The sequence below is a fragment of the Pseudomonas sp. Pdm06 genome, from assembly GCF_014851795.1.
Taxonomy (GTDB): domain Bacteria; phylum Pseudomonadota; class Gammaproteobacteria; order Pseudomonadales; family Pseudomonadaceae; genus Aquipseudomonas; species Aquipseudomonas fluorescens_AA.
The window spans coordinates 1-19,101 of record NZ_JACVAH010000017.1; the positions used below are offsets into that span (position 1 = coordinate 1).

General features: G+C 60.8%; 12 protein-coding genes and 1 rRNA gene. 12 read left to right on the forward strand and 1 reads right to left on the reverse strand.

Annotated features, from left to right (window positions below; all coding sequences use genetic code 11):
• The 7 genes from rrf to IB266_RS24240 all read left to right on the forward strand — a co-directional run.
• Positions 1 to 100, forward strand: a 5S ribosomal RNA gene (gene rrf, locus IB266_RS24210); the annotation flags it as partial.
• Positions 101 to 255: 155 nt separating this feature from the next.
• Positions 256 to 3,708 (forward strand): exodeoxyribonuclease V subunit gamma, encoded by a 3,453-nt coding sequence (recC, locus tag IB266_RS24215; RefSeq protein WP_192262854.1) that lies wholly within the window; start codon positions 256 to 258, stop codon positions 3,706 to 3,708.
• Positions 3,705 to 7,394, forward strand: a complete 3,690-nt coding sequence (gene recB, locus IB266_RS24220) for an exodeoxyribonuclease V subunit beta (protein WP_192262856.1) — start codon at positions 3,705 to 3,707, stop codon at positions 7,392 to 7,394. The genes recC and recB overlap by 4 nt, the downstream gene beginning before the upstream one ends.
• Complete coding sequence (gene recD / locus IB266_RS24225) at positions 7,391 to 9,487, forward strand: exodeoxyribonuclease V subunit alpha (protein WP_192262858.1); 2,097 nt, start codon at positions 7,391 to 7,393, stop codon at positions 9,485 to 9,487. Before recB ends, recD begins: the two co-directional genes overlap by 4 nt.
• Positions 9,488 to 9,625: 138 nt before the next feature.
• The gene (locus IB266_RS24230; RefSeq protein WP_092476378.1) at positions 9,626 to 10,201 is read left to right on the forward strand and encodes a YfiR family protein; all 576 of its coding nucleotides are present in this window, start codon (positions 9,626 to 9,628) and stop codon (positions 10,199 to 10,201) included.
• Positions 10,198 to 11,466: a diguanylate cyclase domain-containing protein gene (locus IB266_RS24235; RefSeq protein ID WP_192262865.1), complete on the forward strand. Its 1,269-nt coding sequence runs from the start codon at positions 10,198 to 10,200 to the stop codon at positions 11,464 to 11,466. Before IB266_RS24230 ends, IB266_RS24235 begins: the two co-directional genes overlap by 4 nt.
• Positions 11,467 to 11,469: 3 nt before the next feature.
• Complete coding sequence (locus IB266_RS24240) at positions 11,470 to 11,973, forward strand: OmpA family protein (RefSeq protein ID WP_192262867.1); 504 nt, start codon at positions 11,470 to 11,472, stop codon at positions 11,971 to 11,973.
• Here the strand turns inward: IB266_RS24240 and IB266_RS24245 are convergent.
• A complete protein-coding gene (locus tag IB266_RS24245) occupies positions 11,970 to 12,917 on the reverse strand; it encodes a LysR family transcriptional regulator (protein ID WP_053181727.1) in 948 nt (315 codons plus the stop codon). The genes IB266_RS24240 and IB266_RS24245 overlap by 4 nt on opposite strands.
• A 139-nt stretch (positions 12,918 to 13,056) precedes the next feature.
• On the opposite strand from IB266_RS24245, the gene IB266_RS24250 reads away from it, so the two are divergent.
• From IB266_RS24250 to IB266_RS24270, 5 genes are all read left to right on the forward strand, one after another.
• Complete coding sequence (locus IB266_RS24250; protein ID WP_192262869.1) at positions 13,057 to 14,583, forward strand: CoA-acylating methylmalonate-semialdehyde dehydrogenase; 1,527 nt, start codon at positions 13,057 to 13,059, stop codon at positions 14,581 to 14,583.
• Positions 14,584 to 14,593: 10 nt separating this feature from the next.
• Complete coding sequence (gene mmsB / locus IB266_RS24255) at positions 14,594 to 15,481, forward strand: 3-hydroxyisobutyrate dehydrogenase (protein ID WP_060739292.1); 888 nt, start codon at positions 14,594 to 14,596, stop codon at positions 15,479 to 15,481.
• 274 nt (positions 15,482 to 15,755) lie between these two features.
• Positions 15,756 to 16,718, forward strand: a complete 963-nt coding sequence (locus IB266_RS24260) for a proline dehydrogenase family protein (protein ID WP_192262871.1) — start codon at positions 15,756 to 15,758, stop codon at positions 16,716 to 16,718.
• 11 nt (positions 16,719 to 16,729) lie between these two features.
• Positions 16,730 to 17,791 (forward strand): threonine aldolase family protein, encoded by a 1,062-nt coding sequence (locus IB266_RS24265; protein ID WP_192262873.1) that lies wholly within the window; start codon positions 16,730 to 16,732, stop codon positions 17,789 to 17,791.
• The gene (locus IB266_RS24270) at positions 17,788 to 19,092 is read left to right on the forward strand and encodes a hypothetical protein (protein WP_192262875.1); all 1,305 of its coding nucleotides are present in this window, start codon (positions 17,788 to 17,790) and stop codon (positions 19,090 to 19,092) included. Before IB266_RS24265 ends, IB266_RS24270 begins: the two co-directional genes overlap by 4 nt.
• The last annotated feature ends 9 nt before the right edge of the window (positions 19,093 to 19,101 follow it).

The window sequence follows — 19,101 nt, forward strand, 5'->3', positions numbered from 1 at the left end:
CATTGGAACCACCTGATCCCATCCCGAACTCAGAAGTGAAACGATGCATCGCCGATGGTAGTGTGGGGTTTCCCCATGTGAGAGTAGGTCATCGTCAAGATTAAATTCCGAAACCCCTATCTGCTGATGCAGGTAGGGGTTTTGTTTTGCCCGCAGGAAAGTTCTTACGACAAGCGCGGACAGCTCCCGGCTGTCACAGCCCCCCGACAGTGCTAAGGTTCTGCCCTAGCTTTTGCATTTTCAAGGATGCCTTTCATGCCGGACGCAACGTCCCTTAGCCCAGCTTTCATGGTGGTTCACGGGAATCGCCTTGATGAGTTGCGCAGCCTGGTGATCAGCTTGATGCGGCGCTACCCGCTGGCTCCCCTTGAAAATGAAATCGCCCTGGTACAAAGCAACGGCATTGCCCAATGGCTCAAGCTCGCACTGGCTGAAGACCCGGAAGATGATGATTCCGGCGGCTGCGGTATTGCGGCGGCCATTGATGTGCAATTGCCGGGCAGTTTCATGTGGCAGCTGTATCGAACAGTCCTGGGGCGTGACGAGATTCCGGCCAAGTCCCTATTGGACAAGGCTCCGCTGACCTGGCGCCTGATGCGCCTGCTGCCGCAGTTGATCGAACAGCCTCATTTCGAACCTTTGCGACGATTCCTTACCCACGACACCGACCTGCGCAAGCGCTATCAACTGTCCGAGCGCCTTGCCGATCTGTTCGACCAGTACCAGGTGTACCGGGCCGACTGGCTCGAGGATTGGGCTGAAGGTCGACACCAGACACGAAATGTCCGAGGCGAAATCAAGCCGCTCGCGCCGGCGAATTGCTGGCAAGCGGAACTGTGGCGTGCCTTGTTGCTGGATGTGGGTGAACAAGGCATGGCCCAAAGCCGTGCCGGCGTCCACCAGCGTTACATCGAGCGTATCAACAATCTGGAAGTCGCTCCGAAAGGCTTGCCGGCGCGGGTCATCGTGTTCGGTATTTCTTCGTTGCCTGCCCAGGTCCTCGAGGCGCTTGCCGGTCTTTCCCGGTTCAGCCAGGTCCTGCTCTGCGTGCATAACCCGTGTCGTCATCATTGGGCGGATATCGTCGCCGACAAGGATCTGCTGCGCCACCAAAACAAGCGTCAGGCTCGCAAGACCGGCATGCCCGCCGTCCTCGATCCGCAAACCCTGCATCAACATGCCCATCCGTTATTGGCTGCCTGGGGCAAGCAGGGGCGCGACTATATCAACCTGCTCGACAGCTACGACGACCCCAACAGCTACCGTGCGGTATTTCGCGATGGGCGAATCGACCTGTTTACGGATGGGACCCCCACGACCCTGCTCAGTCAGTTGCAGGATGACATCCTGGAGCTACGCCCCCTGAACGAAACCCGGGAGCACTGGCCTGTCGTCGATACGGAGCGAGACGGCTCGATCCGCTTTCATGTGGCCCACGGCGCCCAGCGTGAAGTCGAGATTCTCCATGACCAGTTGCTGGCCCACTTCAGTGCGGATCCGACCCTGCGCCCACGGGATATCATCGTCATGGTCCCGGACATCGACAGTTATGCGCCGCACATTCGCGCGGTGTTCGGGCAGCTCGACCGGAGCGACCCTCGTTTCATTCCATTCACGCTGACTGACCAGGGCCAGCGTGGACGTGATCCATTGCTGATCGCCGTCGAGCATTTGCTCAAGCTGCCGGACAGTCGTTTCCCGGTCAGCGAAATCCTCGATCTGCTGGATGTCCCGGCGTTGCGCGAACGGTTTGGCATCGATGAGGCCGACCTGCCGACATTGCACCGCTGGATCGAAGGGGCGGGGATCCGCTGGGGGATGAGCGCCGAACACCGTGCCGGGCTGGGGCTGCCTGCGGAGCTTGAGCAGAACAGCTGGCGTTTCGGCTTGCGTCGCATGTTGCTGGGGTACGCTGTCGGCAGCTCGCAGGCCTATGACGGCATCGAACCCTATGACGAGATCGGCGGCCTGGATGCGGCATTGATCGGTCCGCTGGTTGCGTTGCTGGATGCCCTGGAAGTCGCTCATCAGGAACTCACCCAGCCGGCATCGCCGCAGCAATGGGGTTCGCGCCTGCACGACCTGATGCAGCTGTTTTTCCAGGCGAGCAACGAGCATGACGACTATTTGCTGGCCCAACTCGAAGACTTGCGTGAGACCTGGCTGGAAACCTGTGAGTCGGTGGGGCTGCAAGATGAATTGCCGCTGACGGTGGTACGTGAAGCATGGCTGGCCGGGCTGGATCAGGGGCGACTGTCCCAACGCTTCCTGGCCGGAGCCGTCAACTTCTGTACCTTGATGCCAATGCGCGCGATCCCCTTCAAGCTGGTGTGCCTGCTGGGGATGAATGACGGTGATTACCCGCGAGCCCAGCCACCCTTGGACTTCGATCTGATGGGCGGCGATTATCGTCCGGGCGATCGTTCCCGCCGTGAGGATGACCGTTACCTGTTGTTGGAAGCGCTGCTTTCGGCCCGGGAAAAGCTGTACGTCAGTTGGGTGGGGCGCAGCATCCGCGACAACAGTGAGCGACCGGCATCGGTGTTGATCGGCCAACTGCGCGATCATCTCGCCAGTGGCTGGCGGTTGGCCGATGACAGCAAGAGTCTTCTCGATGCCCTGACTCAGGAGCATCCGCTGCAACCGTTCAGTGCGCGTTATTTCCATCAGGGTGACGAGCTGTTCAGTTACGCCAGCGAATGGCGAATGCTCCACGACACTTCCGATCACACCGATAAAACCCAGGTGCTGGCACCTTACGTCCAGGAAGAACCCTTGGGCCTCGGTCAGTTGCAGGACTTCCTGCGTAATCCCGTCCGCCATTTTTTCAGCCAGCGACTGAAAGTATTCTTCGAAGCCATCGAGGCGCCTCTGGCCGATGACGAACCTTTCGTGCTCGATGCGCTGCAACGCTACACCCTGAGTGACAGCCTGCTCGAGGCTGCCCTGATACGCCTGGACCAGCCGGATCTGGCCCTCGCCGCCCACGCCCAGAGACTCCAGAACAGCGGCCTGTTGCCGATGGCCGGGTTCGGAGAGTGCATGCAGCGTGAATTGATCGAACCCTTGCCGGATCTGCTCCTGCGTTACCAACAGCTTCTGGCGTTATGGCCCACACCGCTGACCAGTGCCGTGCCTGTCAGCCTGCACTTGCAGGGCGTGAGTGTCGAAGGGTGGCTCAGTGGCCTGCACCAGCGCGCCGACGGTGCGGTCCTCGCCATCACGGCTATACCCAATAGCATCGGCTCCACCAAGACCCGCAAGTGGCATCGCCTGATACGGCCCTGGGTCAACCATCTCGTGGCCTGCGCTAACGGCTTGTCGTTGACGACAGCGCTGGTGGCCAGTGATGACAGCTTGCTGTTGGCACCTTTCGAAGAGCCTGTCGCACGAAGGTTGTTGGGCGACATGCTGCAGGCTTGGCAGACCGGTATGCGCCAGCCGCTGCCGATCACGGTGAAGACGGCTTTCGCCTGGCTGGGCCAGAGTGATCCACTCAAGGCCGAAGCCGCGGCGCGCAAAGCCTACGAGGGCGATGGACAGACGTTTGAAGGCGAACGGCGGGAAAACCCGGCCTTGGCTCGACAGTTTCCGGATTTCGCGGCCTTGATGGCTGACGAAACATTCCCCGACTGGTGCGATGCGCTTTATCGGCCATTGCTCGAAGCCCCATGGCGTTCGTCGGCCGGCGAGGAGGCCCGTTCATGAGTCGGCAGACACCTTTGGCCCTGGCTTTTCCGCTACGAGGCAGCCAACTGATCGAGGCCAGCGCCGGTACTGGCAAGACCTTCACCATTTCGGCGCTGTACCTGCGTCTGGTGCTGGGGCATGGTGGTTCGGTGTCCGGTTTTGGCCGAGAACTGCTTCCGCCGCAAATCCTGGTGGTGACCTTTACGGACGCTGCCACCAAGGAGTTGCGTGAACGAATTCGCACCCGTCTGGCCGAAGCCGCACGCTTCTTTCGCGACGAGATTCCAGCCCCGGATTCACTGATCGCTGCATTGCGCGATGAATTCAGTGCCGAGCAATGGCCTGGCTGCGCGAACCGGCTGGACATCGCCGCCCAGTGGATGGACGAAGCGGCCGTCTCGACCATCCATAGCTGGTGCCAGCGCATGTTGCGTGAGCATGCCTTCGACAGCGGCAGCCTGTTTACCCAGACCCTGGAAACCGACCACAGCGAATTGCTGGGCGAGGTCTTGCGTGATTACTGGCGGCTGTTCTGCTATTCGATGCAAGGCGAGGCGCTGAATTGGGTGCGTACCCATTGGGGAGGGCCGGCTGCGCTGTTGCCACGGGTGAGGGGGTTGTTTTCCAGCGAGCGTGGCGACGGTGACGGGCTTGAGCCGGCCGAACTCATCGCTGCCTCCCTGCAGGAGCGCAGTGCCGCCTTGCTCGATCTCAAGGCGCCATGGCGACAGTGGGCCGTGGAGCTGCTGGAGATCTGCCAGCAAGGCGTCGCCAGCAAGTCCGTCGATGGGCGCAAGATGCAGGCGCGTTACTTCGAACCGTGGTTTCAGAAAATCACCGCTTGGGTCGATGACGAAAGCCTTGAACTATTGGACATCGGCACCGGGTTCACGCGCCTGACCCCCGAAGGCATGGCCGAGGCCTGGAAAGGTGAAGTGCCCAACCATCCCGGGCTGGACGCCATGGCCGGTCTCAAGGCCAGCCTGGATGCGTTGCCCACGCCAGATGCCGCCGTGTTGCAGCATGCCGCGCAATGGGTCGGGGCGCGTTTCGAAGCCGAGAAACGTCGCCGCGCCGAAATGGGCTTTGACGACATGCTGCTGCGTCTCGACGCGGCGCTGCAGGCCGACGGGGGCGAACGTCTGGCGAGCCTGATCCGTGAGCAGTTTCCGGTGGCGCTGATCGATGAGTTCCAGGACACCGACCCGGTTCAATACCGGATCTTCGAAAGCATCTACCGCATCGAAGACAACGACACTGAGACCGGGCTTTTCCTGATCGGCGATCCGAAGCAGGCGATCTACGCTTTTCGCGGTGCCGACATCTACACCTACCTGCGTGCTCGCCAGGCCACGGCCGGCAGGTTGCATACGCTGGGCACGAACTTCCGTTCCAGCCATGCCATGGTGGGTGCGGTAAACCATGTTTTCCAGAAGGCCGAGTCCCGTCCTAAGGGGCGCGGCGCCTTTCTGTTCCGTGAACCTTCGGGTGAGAACCCGGTGCCGTTCCTGTCCGTTGAGTCCCAGGGGCGCAAGGAGTCCTTGAAGGTGGCAGGGCAGGCCGTTGCGGCGCTGAATATCTGGCACCTGCCGTCGGAGCAGCCACTTTCCGGTGCGGTGTACCGGCAATCCATGGCGGCCGCCTGCGCCAGTGAGATCACGGCATTGCTCAACGGTGGCCAGTCGGGACGCGACGGTTTCACGGTCGATGGCGAAACGCTGCGCGGGTTGCGCCCGGCGGATATCGCCATCCTGGTGCGTGACGGTAAAGAAGCGCAGGCCGTGCGCGCCGAGCTGTCCACCCGGGGCGTGCGCAGTGTCTATCTGTCCGACAAGGATTCGGTCTTCGCATCGCAAGAGGCGCGGGACTTGCTGACCTGGCTCAAGGCTTGCGCCGAGCCGGATGTGGAGCGACCGCTACGGGCAGCGCTGGCCAGCATCACGTTGAACCTGCCGCTGGCGGAGCTGGAACGTCTCAATCAGGATGAGCTGGCCTGGGAAGCCCGGGTCATGCAGTTTCGTGGTTATCGCTCGGTCTGGCGCAGCCAGGGCGTGCTGCCGATGTTGCGCCGCCTGCTGCATGATTTCGAACTGCCCCAGGCCTTGATGGCGCGTAGCGATGGCGAGCGGGTGCTGACCAACTTGCTGCACCTTTGCGAACTGTTGCAGCAGGCCGCCGGTGAACTGGATGGCGAACAAGCCTTGATCCGGCATTTGTCCGAGCACCTGGCCTTGTCCGGGCAGGCGGGGGAAGAGCAGATCCTGCGCCTGGAAAGCGATGAGCAGTTGGTCAAGGTGGTCACGATCCACAAGTCCAAGGGGCTTGAATATCCGTTGGTTTTCTTGCCCTTCATCTGTTCGACGAAACCGGTGGATGGCAGTCGATTGCCGTTGCATTACCACGATGAGGCCAACAAGGCGCAGATCAGCCTCAAGCCCACCGCCGAACTGATCGCCAAGGCCGATGACGAGCGTCTGGCCGAGGACCTGCGGCTGCTCTACGTGGCACTGACCCGTGCACAACATGCCTGCTGGCTGGGGGTGGCGGACCTCAAGCGGGGCAACAACAACAGCTCGATCCTGCATGTGTCCGCACTGGGTTATCTGTTGGGCGGCGGCGTGCCGTTGGCCGAGTCGGTGGAGCTGAGGCGTTGGCTGGAAGACCTGCAACAAGACAGTGTCGCGGTGAGTTGCCAGCCAGTGCCCGAAGCCACCGACGAGCGCTACCGACCGCCGCGCAACGACGCTGTGTTGCTCGAACCCTTGGTGCCTTTGCGAAAAGCCAGCGAAAATTGGTGGATCGCGTCTTACAGCGCCCTGCGCATCGGCGAAAGCCTGAGCGAAGGCAGCGATACCGCGCCAGAGAATCCGCAAGCCCAGAAGTTGTTCGACGATGAGCGACTGGACCCGGACGCTCCCAGGGAGACCATCGCCCTCGGTGGCGATATCCACCGGTTTCCCCGTGGCCCCGGTCCCGGCACTTTCCTTCATGGCCTCTTGGAGTGGGCCGCCGGGGAAGGTTTTTCATCTGCGCCGACGGATATCGAGGATGCCATTGCCCGACGCTGCAATCGCCGAGGCTGGAAAGGTTGGATCATCACATTGAGCGACTGGCTGCAACACTTGATCAAAATGCCCATGCCCGTCGGCAACGACCAGGCGCCGGTGGTGCTCGAACAACTGACCCGGTTCCAGGTCGAGATGGAGTTCTGGTTCGCCAGCCACAAGGTCGATGTGCAAAAGCTTGATCAACTGGTTTGCCGGTTCACCCATGGTGGTGTGGCCCGTGTCGCGGCGGAACCGGTGCTGCTCAACGGCATGTTCAAGGGCTTCATCGATTTGACGTTCGAGCACGACGGTCGGTATTACGTGGCCGATTACAAATCCAACTGGCTGGGTGTCGATGACATGGCCTACACCGTACAGGCCATGGAACAGTCGATCCTGGACCATCGCTACGACCTGCAATACGTGCTGTACCTGTTGGCCCTGCATCGCCAGCTCAAGGCGCGGCTCCCTGGTTACGACTACGACCGGCATGTCGGCGGCGCGCTCTACCTGTTCCTTCGCGGCACCCGCTCAACCAGCCAGGGCGTGTATTTCACCAAGCCGCCACGGGCCTTGATCGAACAACTGGATCGGCTGTTCCAGGGCGCGCCCGAACCCAAGGCCGAGCCGGCGTGGGTACAGGGAGAACTGCTATGAGTCGTTCCTTTGCCGACCTGCTGCCCAAGGCCGCCGACGACGAGAGCCCGGTTGACCTGGCCCCCTTGAGCCGTGCCCAGGACCTGCTGTTGTTACTGACGCGCTGGGTCGAGCGCGGCTGGTTGCGCGCCCTGGACAAGGCATTCGTGGCGTTCCTCCATGAACTGGCGCCGGACGATGATCCCTTGGTCCTGCTCGCCGCTGCGCTGACCAGTCATCAACTGGGCCACGGGCATGTTTGCCTGGATGTGTTCGAGACCCTCAAGGAGCCGGACTTCGCCCTGTCGCTGCCCCCCGAGGGCGACCTGCAGCCAGGCGTGATGCTGTTGCCTTCGCAAATATTGCAGACACTGGACGGCGTCCATTGGTGCAAGGCCCTGGCGTCCAGTCGTCTGGTGGCCCTGGCTGCGGATGAGAGCGAAGAGGCGCAGCAACGTCCGTTGGTGCTGTCTGGCAAGCGTCTTTATCTGCGCCGCTACTGGGGCTATGAACGACGGATCGACGAGGCGTTGCGCCAACGGCTGATTGACCATGAAGTGGCGCCTGGTGACCTGCGCGAGCGTTTGGACGGGCTGTTCGGGCCGGCCAATGCCAACGCCCCGATCGATTGGCAGAAGCTGGCCTGCGCGCTGGCGACTCGCGGGGCCTTCAGTATCGTGACCGGTGGCCCGGGTACCGGCAAGACCACCACCGTTGTGCGCCTGCTGGCGTTGTTGCAGGCTCCGGCCGTCGAGGCCGGGAAGCCGCTACGGATTCGCCTGGCTGCGCCCACTGGCAAGGCGGCGGCGCGCCTGACCGAGTCCATCAGCCAGCAGGTCCGGACCCTGGACGTGGATGAGGCTGTGCGCGAACGCATTCCGTGCGACGTCACGACAGTCCATCGTTTGCTGGGCAGCCGCCCCGGCACCCGGCATTTTCGCCACCATGCAGGCAACCGCTTGCCACTGGATGTGTTGGTGGTCGATGAGGCGTCGATGATCGACCTGGAGATGATGGCCAATCTGCTGGATGCACTGCCGGCCCATGCACGGTTGGTGTTGCTGGGGGACAAGGACCAGCTGGCTTCTGTAGAGGCCGGTGCGGTGCTGGGGGATTTGTGTCGAGACGCCGAGGACGGTTGGTACAGCCCCCGGACCCGAGCCTGGCTTGAGTCGGTCAGTGGTGAAGACCTGGCGGCCAGTGACCTGCAGCAAGACCTCGACGGCACTCATCCCCTGGCGCAGCAAGTGGTCATGCTCAGGCATTCCCGACGTTTCGGCGAAGGCAGTGGGATCGGTCAACTGGCTCGCTGGGTCAACCAGCAACAGCCTGAAAAAGCCCGTCAGTTGCTGGAGCAAGGGCAATATTCCGATCTGTCCTCCCTGAAACTGGCGAGTGAGCACGACACCAAGTTGGAAAAACTGTTGCTCGACGGCAAGCCAGAAGGGCCCCAGGGGTATCGGCATTACCTGAGCCTGCTGCGGCAGCGTCGCCCGGCCATTTCTCGCCCATTGGAAGACGGTTGTTGGGCCGATTGGGCTCGAGAGGTACTGGCGGCCTTCGACGAATTCCAATTGCTTTGCGCGGTGCGTAAAGGCCCGTGGGGCGTTGAAGGGTTGAACCAACGGATCACCGCGGCGTTGCTCAAGGCTCGCCTTATCGATAGCGATCATCAGTGGTACGAAGGACGCCCGGTGCTGATGACTCGTAACGACTATGGGCTGGGATTGATGAATGGCGATATCGGCATCGCCCTCAAGCTGCCCGAGCGTGACGGGCCCGATGCCGGCAAGCAGGTCCTGCGGGTCGCTTTCCCGCGTAATGACGGCCAGGGCGGTGTGCGTTTCGTCCTGCCCAGCCGACTCAATGACGTGGAAACCGTGTATGCCATGACGGTGCACAAATCCCAGGGTTCGGAATTCACCCATACCGCGTTGATCCTTCCGGATGCGCTCAACCCGGTCTTGACCAAGGAACTGGTGTACACCGCCATTACCCGGGGCAAGCAATGGTTCAGCCTGATCGAACCGCGAGTGGGCATCTTCGAGGAGGCGGTCCGGCGCAAGGTCAAGCGTTTGAGCGGGTTGATGCTGGAGTTGGAGCCGGCTGACTGAATCATCAGCTTTTAATGGTTCATGCCCCATGGCAATTTTGCCTGTTTCGCTCCGAAGTCTGCGTAACACGCGGCCTCGCTGGCTTTTGGGCACTGTGCTATCGTTCCGGCACTTATCGTCCGGATCAAGAGATTCTCCATGAAAGTGCCTGTACGGGAGGCAGTGCGCAGCAAGGGGCGGGGGCATTTTCTGCTGGCCGGCCTTTTGTGTCTGCTGCTGCCTGTCGCGATGGCCCAGGAGCAAGTCACCACGACCCAGGCCGAGCAGCGGGCCGAAGCGGTGACCCAGGTGGTATTGGGCATTCTCAGCTACGCCCGTTGGCCCGTGGAGCCCACCCAACTGCAACTGTGCATCGTCGGGCCGACCCAGTACACCGATGATCTGGTCAAGGGCACCACCCAGGCCACGGGGCGGCCGGTGACGGTGCAGCGGCTGCTGGCCGATCATCCTGATATCGCCACTGCCTGTAACGCGGTCTACGTCGGCAGGCTGACCAACGATGAGCACACCCGTTTGTTTGCGTCCTTGATCGGCAAGCCAGTGCTGAGCATCAGCGAAGGCGGCGACCAGTGCACCGTGGGTAGCCTGTTCTGCCTGCGGGTCGGCGATGAACAGGTGTCTTTCGAGGTCAACCTCGACTCTGTGGCACGCAGTGGTGTGCGCATCCATCCAAGTGTGCTGCAGCTTTCCCGTCGCAGGCCGGCGACGCCATGAAACAGCGCAAACCAAGGGTCCGTCCCACCCTGGGCTCGGTCATCGGTCGTGGCCATCTGATCGTCGCGTTGGTGGCCATCACCATGGCCAGTGCTTCCTTGACCTTGCTCGGCCTGCTGGCATTGCGGGTCTACGCCGATCACAACCTGCATTTGATCGCCCGTTCGATCAACTACACCGTGGAAGCGGCCGTGGTCTTCGATGATTCGGCTGCGGCCACCGAAGCACTGGCCTTGATCGCCTCCACCGAGGAAGTCGCCGATGCCCAGGTGTTGAATGAACATGGCCGTCTGTTGGCGCGCTGGCAGCGACCGCAAACCGGCCTGTTGTCGGAACTGGAAGTACACATTGCCAAGGCCTTCCTGGAAAAACCCATCAGCCTGCCGATCGTTCATCAAGGGCAGAACATCGGCCGTATCGTGTTGGCAGGGCATGGCGGTAGCCTGTTGCGCTTTTTGCTCAGCGGCCTGGCGGGGATCATCCTGTGCACGGCGGTCAGTGCCTGGGTGGCGCTTTATCTGGCGCGGCGCCAGTTGCGTGCGATCATCGGGCCGCTGCGCAGCCTGGCCGAGGTGGCCCACGCGGCACGCAGCGAGCGAGCCCTGGACCGACGCGTGCCACCGGCCGCCATTGCTGAACTGGATAACCTGGCCAATGACTTCAACGCATTGCTCGATGAACTGGAGTCCTGGCAGACCCACCTGCAAAGCGAAAACGAAACCCTGGCGCACCAGGCCAGCCACGACAGCCTGACCGGTTTGCCGAACCGGGCGTTTTTCGAAGGCCGACTGATTCGCGCCTTGCGCAATGCCAGCAAGCTCAACGAGCAAGTGGCCGTGCTGTACCTGGACAGCGATCGGTTCAAGGGTATCAATGACAACTTTGGCCACGCCGCCGGCGACGCGGTGCTGACGGCCGTGGCGACCCGGGTCCGGGCCCAGTTGCGCGAGGATGACTTGGTCGCGCGCCTGGGGGGCGATGAATTCGCCGTGCTGCTGGCGCCCCTGCACAAGGCCGAGGATGCCGAGCGGATCGCTGAAAAAATCATCGCCAGCATGGAAATGCCGATTCAATTGCCCGGCAACGCCTCCGTGTTGACCTCCCTCAGTATCGGCATTGCCGTCTACCCGGATCATGGTGACACACCGGGCACCTTGCTCCATGCCGCCGACGCGGCAATGTACCAAGCCAAACGCCTCGCTCGAGGCGGACAACACACGGCGGGGTCGGATCACTCCGTCGCTGATTTTCAAACCAGGAGCTGACTCGTGCGTTCATACCCTCAATTTTCCCTGCGCTGGTTCGCGGCGCTGTTCTTGCTTGCCATCCTGGCGCTGAGTGGTTGCCAGACGGCACCGCCGAAAGGCCTGACCCCGGCGCAAATTACCGTACTCAAGCAACAAGGCTTCGAATTGACCGACGATGGCTGGGCCTTCGGTTTGTCGGGCAAGGTGTTGTTCGGCAGCGATATGGAAAATCTCAACCCGGCCAGTACCGAAATTGTCGAGCGCATCGGCAAGGCGCTGCTGGGGGCGGGCATCGAGCGGGTACGCGTCGATGGTCATACCGACGCATCGGGCTCCCAGGCCTACAACGAACAACTGTCGATGCGCCGTGCCGCCAGCGTGAGCAAGGTGCTGACAAGCGTTGGCATGCGCGAAGAAAACGTCCAGCTGCGCGGCCTGGGCAGCAGCAACCCGGTCGCCTCCAATGACACGCCCAGCGGCCGCACCGAAAACCGCCGAGTCGCCATCGTGGTCATCGCCGATTAGTCGGCGAACACCATCTCCCGGCTATCACCCATCAACAATGGTTGATTCTGTTCAGTCACCTCGCGGATGTAATCCCACAACAACGTAATTCGTTTGAGCTTGCGCAGGTCTTCCCGGCAGTACATCCAGAACTGCCGGGTGACAGTGATTTCCTCCGGCAGCACGGGCAATAGTCGTGGGTCCTGGGCGGCGAGGAAGCAGGGCAGGATCGCCAGTGAGCGCCCTTGCTGCGCGGCCACGAATTGCGCGATCACGCTGGTGCTGCGCAGGTGGGCATTGGCGCCGGGCAGGACGTTGGCCAGGTAGAGCAATTCGGAACTGAACGCCAGGTCATCCACGTAGCTGATGAACGAATGCTTGCTCAGGTCGGCCGGGCGCTGGATCGGTGGGTGATTGTCCAGGTAGGGCTGGGTGGCATAGAGCTGCAGCCGGTAGTCGCACAATTTGCAGCACACATAGGGGCCATGTTCGGGACGTTCGAGGGCGATGACGATGTCGGCTTCGCGCTTGGAGAGGCTGATGAAGTGCGGCAGCGGCAGGATGTCCACCGAAATGGCCGGGTAGGCGTCGACGAAATGGCTCAGTTGCGGGGTGATGAAGAAGCTGCCGAAGCCTTCGGTGCAGCCCATGCGTACATGGCCGGACAGCGCCACGCCAGAGCCTGAGACCTGTTCGCAGGCCATGTGCAGGGTGCTTTCGATCGATTCGGCATACCCCAGCAGGCGCTGGCCTTCGGCGGTCAGGACAAAACCGTTGGTCCGGGATTTCTCGAACAGCAGCGTGCCCAGCGAGGCTTCCAGCGAGCTGATGCGTCGCGACACCGTGGTGTAGTCGACGGCCAGGCGCTTGGCGGCCGTGCTGGCCTTGCGGGTGCGGGCCACTTCGAGGAAAAACTTGAGGTCGTCCCAATTCAGCGACCCCAGGGAGGTGATGTTTTTTTGCATGATGGACCGGCTTTTATGTGCATTCTTATTAGAAGTTTGCACATCTATACTCCAAAAACCGTCTCATCACCATGCGTGCCCGTGCACCTTGGTCTTTGCTGAACCAGCGCTCTCTATAAGAACAATCCCGGAGGCCAGCATGAATGTTTCCCTTACGCCCAGCGACACTGCCCTGCAAACCGTCAGACTGTTGATTGATGGCGAGTGGGTTGAATCCCAATCCAGCGAATGGCACGACATCGTCAACCCGGCGACCCAGCAGGTGTTGGCGAAGGTTCCATTCGCTACGGCGTCGGAAGTCGATGCCGCCATCGCCGCCGCCCAGCGTGCGTTCCAGACCTGGAAACTGACGCCCATCGGTGCGCGGATGCGCATCATGCTCAAGCTCCAGGCGTTGATCCGCGAGCATTCCAAGCGCATCGCCGCGGTGCTCAGCGCCGAACAGGGCAAGACCATCGCTGACGCCGAGGGCGATATTTTCCGCGGCCTGGAAGTGGTCGAGCACGCCTGTTCCATCGGCACCCTGCAGATGGGCGAGTTCGCCGAGAACGTCGCCGGTGGCGTGGACACCTACACGCTGCGCCAACCGATCGGGGTGTGCGCGGGCATTACGCCGTTCAACTTCCCGGCGATGATTCCGCTGTGGATGTTCCCGATGGCCATCGCCTGCGGCAACACCTTTGTGCTCAAACCGTCGGAACAGGATCCGTTGTCGACCATGCTGCTGGTGGAACTGGCCATCGAGGCCGGCGTGCCGGCGGGTGTGCTCAACGTGGTGCACGGTGGCAAGGACGTGGTGGATGCGCTCTGCACCCACAAGGACATCAAGGCGGTTTCCTTCGTCGGTTCGACGGCGGTCGGCACCCACGTGTATGACCTGGCGGGTCGCCATGGCAAGCGCGTGCAGTCGATGATGGGGGCCAAGAACCACGCGGTGGTGTTGCCCGATGCCAATCGTGAGCAGACCCTCAACGCCCTGGTCGGCGCCGGTTTTGGCGCGGCGGGACAGCGTTGCATGGCCACCTCCGTGGTGGTGCTGGTGGGCGCGGCCAAACAATGGTTGCCGGAGCTCAAGGCCCTGGCGCAGAAGCTCAAGGTCAACGCCGGCAGTGAGCCGGGCACCGACGTTGGTCCGGTGATTTCCAAGCGGGCCAAGGCGCGGATTCTCGAGTTGATCGAGAGCGGCGTGAAGGAAGGCGCGAAGCTGGAACTCGATGGCCGTAGCATCAGCGTGCCGGGCTTCGAGCAGGGCAATTTTGTCGGCCCGACCTTGTTTTCCGGCGTGACCACCGAGATGCGCATCTACACCGAGGAAATCTTCGGCCCAGTGCTGGTGGTGCTGGAAGTCGACACCCTGGATCAGGCGATTGCCCTGGTCAACGCCAACCCATTCGGCAACGGCACCGGCCTGTTCACCCAGAGCGGTGCGGCGGCGCGCAAATTCCAGAGCGAAATCGACGTTGGCCAGGTGGGCATCAACATCCCGATCCCGGTGCCGGTGCCGTTCTTCAGCTTCACCGGTTCCCGTGGTTCGAAACTCGGCGACCTCGGCCCGTACGGCAAACAAGTGGTGCAGTTCTACACTCAGACCAAGACCGTGACCGCGCGCTGGTTCGATGATGACAGCGTCAATGACGGTGTGAACACCACCATCAATTTGCGTTAAGGAGCCGGACATGAACATCGCATTTATCGGCCTGGGCAACATGGGCGCCCCCATGGCGCGCAACCTGCTCAAGGCCGGCCATTCGCTGAACCTGTTCGACCTGAACCAGACGGTGCTGGCTGAACTGGCGGCATTGGGCGGCACCGTCAGTGCCTCGCCTCGCGACGCGGCCCAGGGAGCTGCGCTGGTGATCACTATGCTGCCGGCCGCCGCCCATGTGCGTAGCGTCTGGCTGGGTGAGGACGGTGTGCTGGCCGGTATCGCCGCTGGCACACCGGCGGTGGATTGCAGCACCATCGATCCACAAACCGCTCGCGACGTGGCGGCTGCCGCTGCGAAACAAGGGGTGGCGATGGCCGATGCGCCCGTCTCGGGCGGCACCGGCGGTGCGGCAGCGGGTACGTTGACTTTCATGGTCGGCGCCACGGCTGAGTTGTTCGCCACCTTGCAACCGGTGTTGGCGCAAATGGGTCGTAACATCGTGCACTGTGGCGAAGTCGGCACCGGGCAGATCGCCAAGATCTGCAACAACCTGCTGCTGGGCATTTCCATGGTGGGCGTCAGCGAGGCCATGGCGCTGGGCGATGCCTTGGGGATCGACACCCAGGTGCTGGCCGGGATCATCAACAGCTCGACGGGGCGTTGCTGGAGTTCGGACACCTACAACCCGTGGCCGGGCGTGATCGAAACGGCGCCGGCGTCCCGTGGCTACACGGGTGGCTTTGGCGCCGACCTGATGCTCAAGGACCTTGGCCTGGCGACCGAAGCCGCGCGGCAGGCCCATCAGCCGGTGGTGCTGGGGGCGGTGGCGCAGCAGTTGTACCAGGCGATGAGCCAGCGGGGCGAGGGCGGCAAGGATTTTTCGGCGATTGTTAACAGCTATCGCAAGCCGCAATAAGCGTGCACTGGGCGAGGGAGCGAGCTTCCTCGCCACAGCGTCTCATGTTCAAGGCCGCCCCGCTGGCTGGGAAATAAGCTGACTGGGCGATATTTGCCGTGAAGCTGTAATAAACGATATTTACTATGACATTGTCTTGAGTGTTCTTGGTTTCATATATATGAAACGTTGCGGGTGATAACGAGTTGTTATAGTTATGGAGCCTTGACAGAAAAAAATCGTTGCACAATACTCGGCGCTCAGGACGAGCAATCATTATCAAGGAGCGATACCCATGCCTTCGCAGGATACATGCGTACTTATATCTGCTGCCCTTAAAAAGTTGGCGCTCAATCAAGAATGTCGGGACGCCTTCAGCAAAGACTCGTTGTTCTTCAAATTATTCGAGCAAGCGGCCCACCGCTATATCGTCTCTTCCGATCGAGAAGAGCTCGCTGGAAAACTCCAATTACTTCACGACAAAGGCTATCGACTCGGCGTTGAATATGTCGGCGAGGAGAACCATGATCCGCGCGTGGTGCAGGCCTTCGTCGATGAATATCTGAAGTCTATCCAGACGTTCGCCAAGGCCGGATTAACACCACAATTGGGGTTTGATCTAAGTGCCGTGGGCATGCTCATTTCCCAGGAAACGGCCTATCGCAACGCCGCCACTATCCTGTCTGCTGCCGCAGAACATAATATTTCCGTGATGATTAGCATGGAGCATTCTTCAGCAGTCGATAAGATCCTCGAAGTGTATTCCCAACTGGCGCCCGATCATTCCAATATTGGTCTAACAGTACAGGCGCACTTGCATAGAACGCTTGATGATTTACCCGCAATCATTGGGTATGGTCGTAAGATTCGATTGGTTAAAGGTGTATATAACGAAGCGCGTGAAATAGCCCTCCCCCGTGGCACAGAACTGGATGAGCGCTATTTGACGTTACTCGCCGAACTTCTCGAGGCCAACATCGCGGTCAGTTGCGCGACGCAGGACCCCAACCTGATCAAGCGCATTTTCGAGCAGGGTTACCACTCGCGGATCCAGGAACTGGAAATGCTCCACGGTGTGCAACCCGAGACGTTGCGTAAAGCCAAGGAGGCCGGGCTGGCCTGTCGTATCGCGGCGGTTTATGGCGACAGCTGGTACCTGCATTTTCTGCATCGGCTCGCGGAGTCGCCTGAAAACGTCCTGGAGTCCCTCGCTGACTTCTACGATCCCTCTCGCATCGTCTTTGGCGCAGGTTACTAACGGAGCAATTTATGTTTATCGATCTGAGAAGCGACACGGTAACCAAGCCAACGGAAGGCATGCGCAAGGCGATTTATCAGGCTGAAGTGGGCGATGACTGCTTCGGTGAAGACCCGACAGTGCGTGCACTGGAGGAGTACTGCGCCAATTACTTCCAGAAGGAAGCGGCGCTGTTCACCTCGGGCGGCACCTTGAGCAACCAGTTGGCGATCAAGGCACTGACGAACCCGGGCGACGAGATATTCCTCGACGCTTCGTACCACATCAATTTCTATGAGTCGGCCTCGACGTCGGCTTTTTCAGGGGTCAACTTTTCGCTGTCCAACCACGACAACGGTCTGTTCGACGTCGCTGACCTGGAAAAACTCCACGCCTCCAAATGCCGCTGGAGTCAGAACTATGCCTTGCCGCGGGTAGTGGTGATCGAAAACACCCTCGGCTGCAAAGGCGGGGACATTTTTCCGCTGCAACAAATGAACGATGTCTTTGCTTACGCCAAGGATATCGGTGCCTATCGTTATCTCGATGGCGCACGCATTCTCCATGCGTCGATTGCCTCCGGTATCGATGTGACTTCATACACCGACAACGCTGATCTGCTGTCCATGTGCCTGTCGAAGGGATTGGGGGCGCCGATCGGTTCGATCATGGTGGGTTCGCAAGAACTGATACTGCGCGCCAAAAAATACCGCAAATGGTTCGGTGGTGATTTGCACCAGGCCGGCATGATGGCGGCGGCGGGGCTTTATGCGATGCAAAACCACGTCGAGCGGTTGGCCGACGACCATGAGCACGCGGCGTTGCTGCACCAGTTGCTCAATGACATCGACGAGGCGCCTGCGCGCTACAAGGGCACGAACATGGTCACCCTGGACATTGCCGCGCTGGGTGTCGCGCCGGTGCAGTTCGCCACTCTTCTGCGTCAGAAAGGGGTGGGGGGCTTGCCTTATAACGCCAGGGAAATGCGCTTCATGCCGCATCTCAACATCAGCCGCGACGATATTCATAAAGCCGCCGGGATTATCAAGGCTACCGTCCGCGAACTCAGCCGTGCCCCGGAGACGATCAAGTGATCTATAAGAAAAACATTGTGCTGATCGTGGATGCCTATTCGATCGGCAGCCTCATCGCGCCTGCCTTTATTTCCCGTGGATTCGAATGCGTGCACGTGCGTTCCACCGCCAATGTCAACGCCTTCTACAAGTCCTGGCTCCGGCCGGCCGACTTTATCCAGGACGTTCTCTATCACTCTGACGCCGAGCTGCAGCAGGCATTGTCCGATTACTCGGTGCAGTTCGTGCTGGCCGGCTGCGAGTTTGGCGTTGAGCTGGCCGCGCATCTGGCGGGCCTGTTCGATGTCCCTCGCCGCAATGATCCGGCGCACGCTGTTCGCTGGCGCGACAAGTTCGAAATGCATGAAGCCTTGCAGCGGGCGGGCGTGCGCTCGATCAAGCATTTCAAGTCGGATTCGCTGGCAGCGATTCTGGAGTGGGTAAAAGAACAACGCATCCTGCCGGTGGTGTTGAAGCCGATCAAAAGTGCCGGATCCGACAATATTCATATCTGTACGCAGGAAAGCGAAGTCGAACAGGCCTTCGAGGTCATCAAGTCGAGCCAGAACCTGTTCCTTGAAAGCAACGAGGAAATCCTGGTCCAGCAGTACCTGGACAATTCGGATTTCAACTCGGAGTTGTCGGCGAGCAAATCCACGGACGTGGACATCGAATACTGCGTCAATACCGTGAGTGTCGACGGCCAGCACTATGTCAGCGAAATCATCCGGGTGTACCGCACTCGGATTGGCGATTCGCCCGTACACGACTACAACCAGCTGATGTGCCCGGTGGACAATGCCGACGTCTACCGTCGCCTGTCGCAATACATTTTTTCCGTGCTCGATGCACTGGGTATCCAGCAGGGCGTCGGTCACAGCGAACTGATGATTGTCGACGACGAACCGGTGTTGCTTGAAACCGCGGCACGCATGCCGGGCGGTATCGACCTGTCGGCCTATACCCGGGCCTTGGGGCATAACCAGTTGAGCCTGTGGATCGATTCGTTGATCAACCCCCAGGCCTTTCTCGATTACCGGCAACGCCCGAGAAACAAGCTTTATTTCCATTCCAGCTGCGTGTTCCTGATCGCACGACAGGCTGGGCCCATCAAGCGTGCGCCGGACCTCGCCCGGTGGAAAGCGATCCCGGGCGTACACAGCATCAAGATTCAGGACGAAGGGGCGCTCAAGGAAACCGTTTCCCTGGAAAACTGCCCGGGGCACGTGTTCATTCTCGACCGTGACCGTGCAGCCATTCAGAAGAGCATCGAGTTGCTGCGCGAGGACGAACCCGGCGTGTACAGGGAAATGTTGTCATGAAAGACGTGT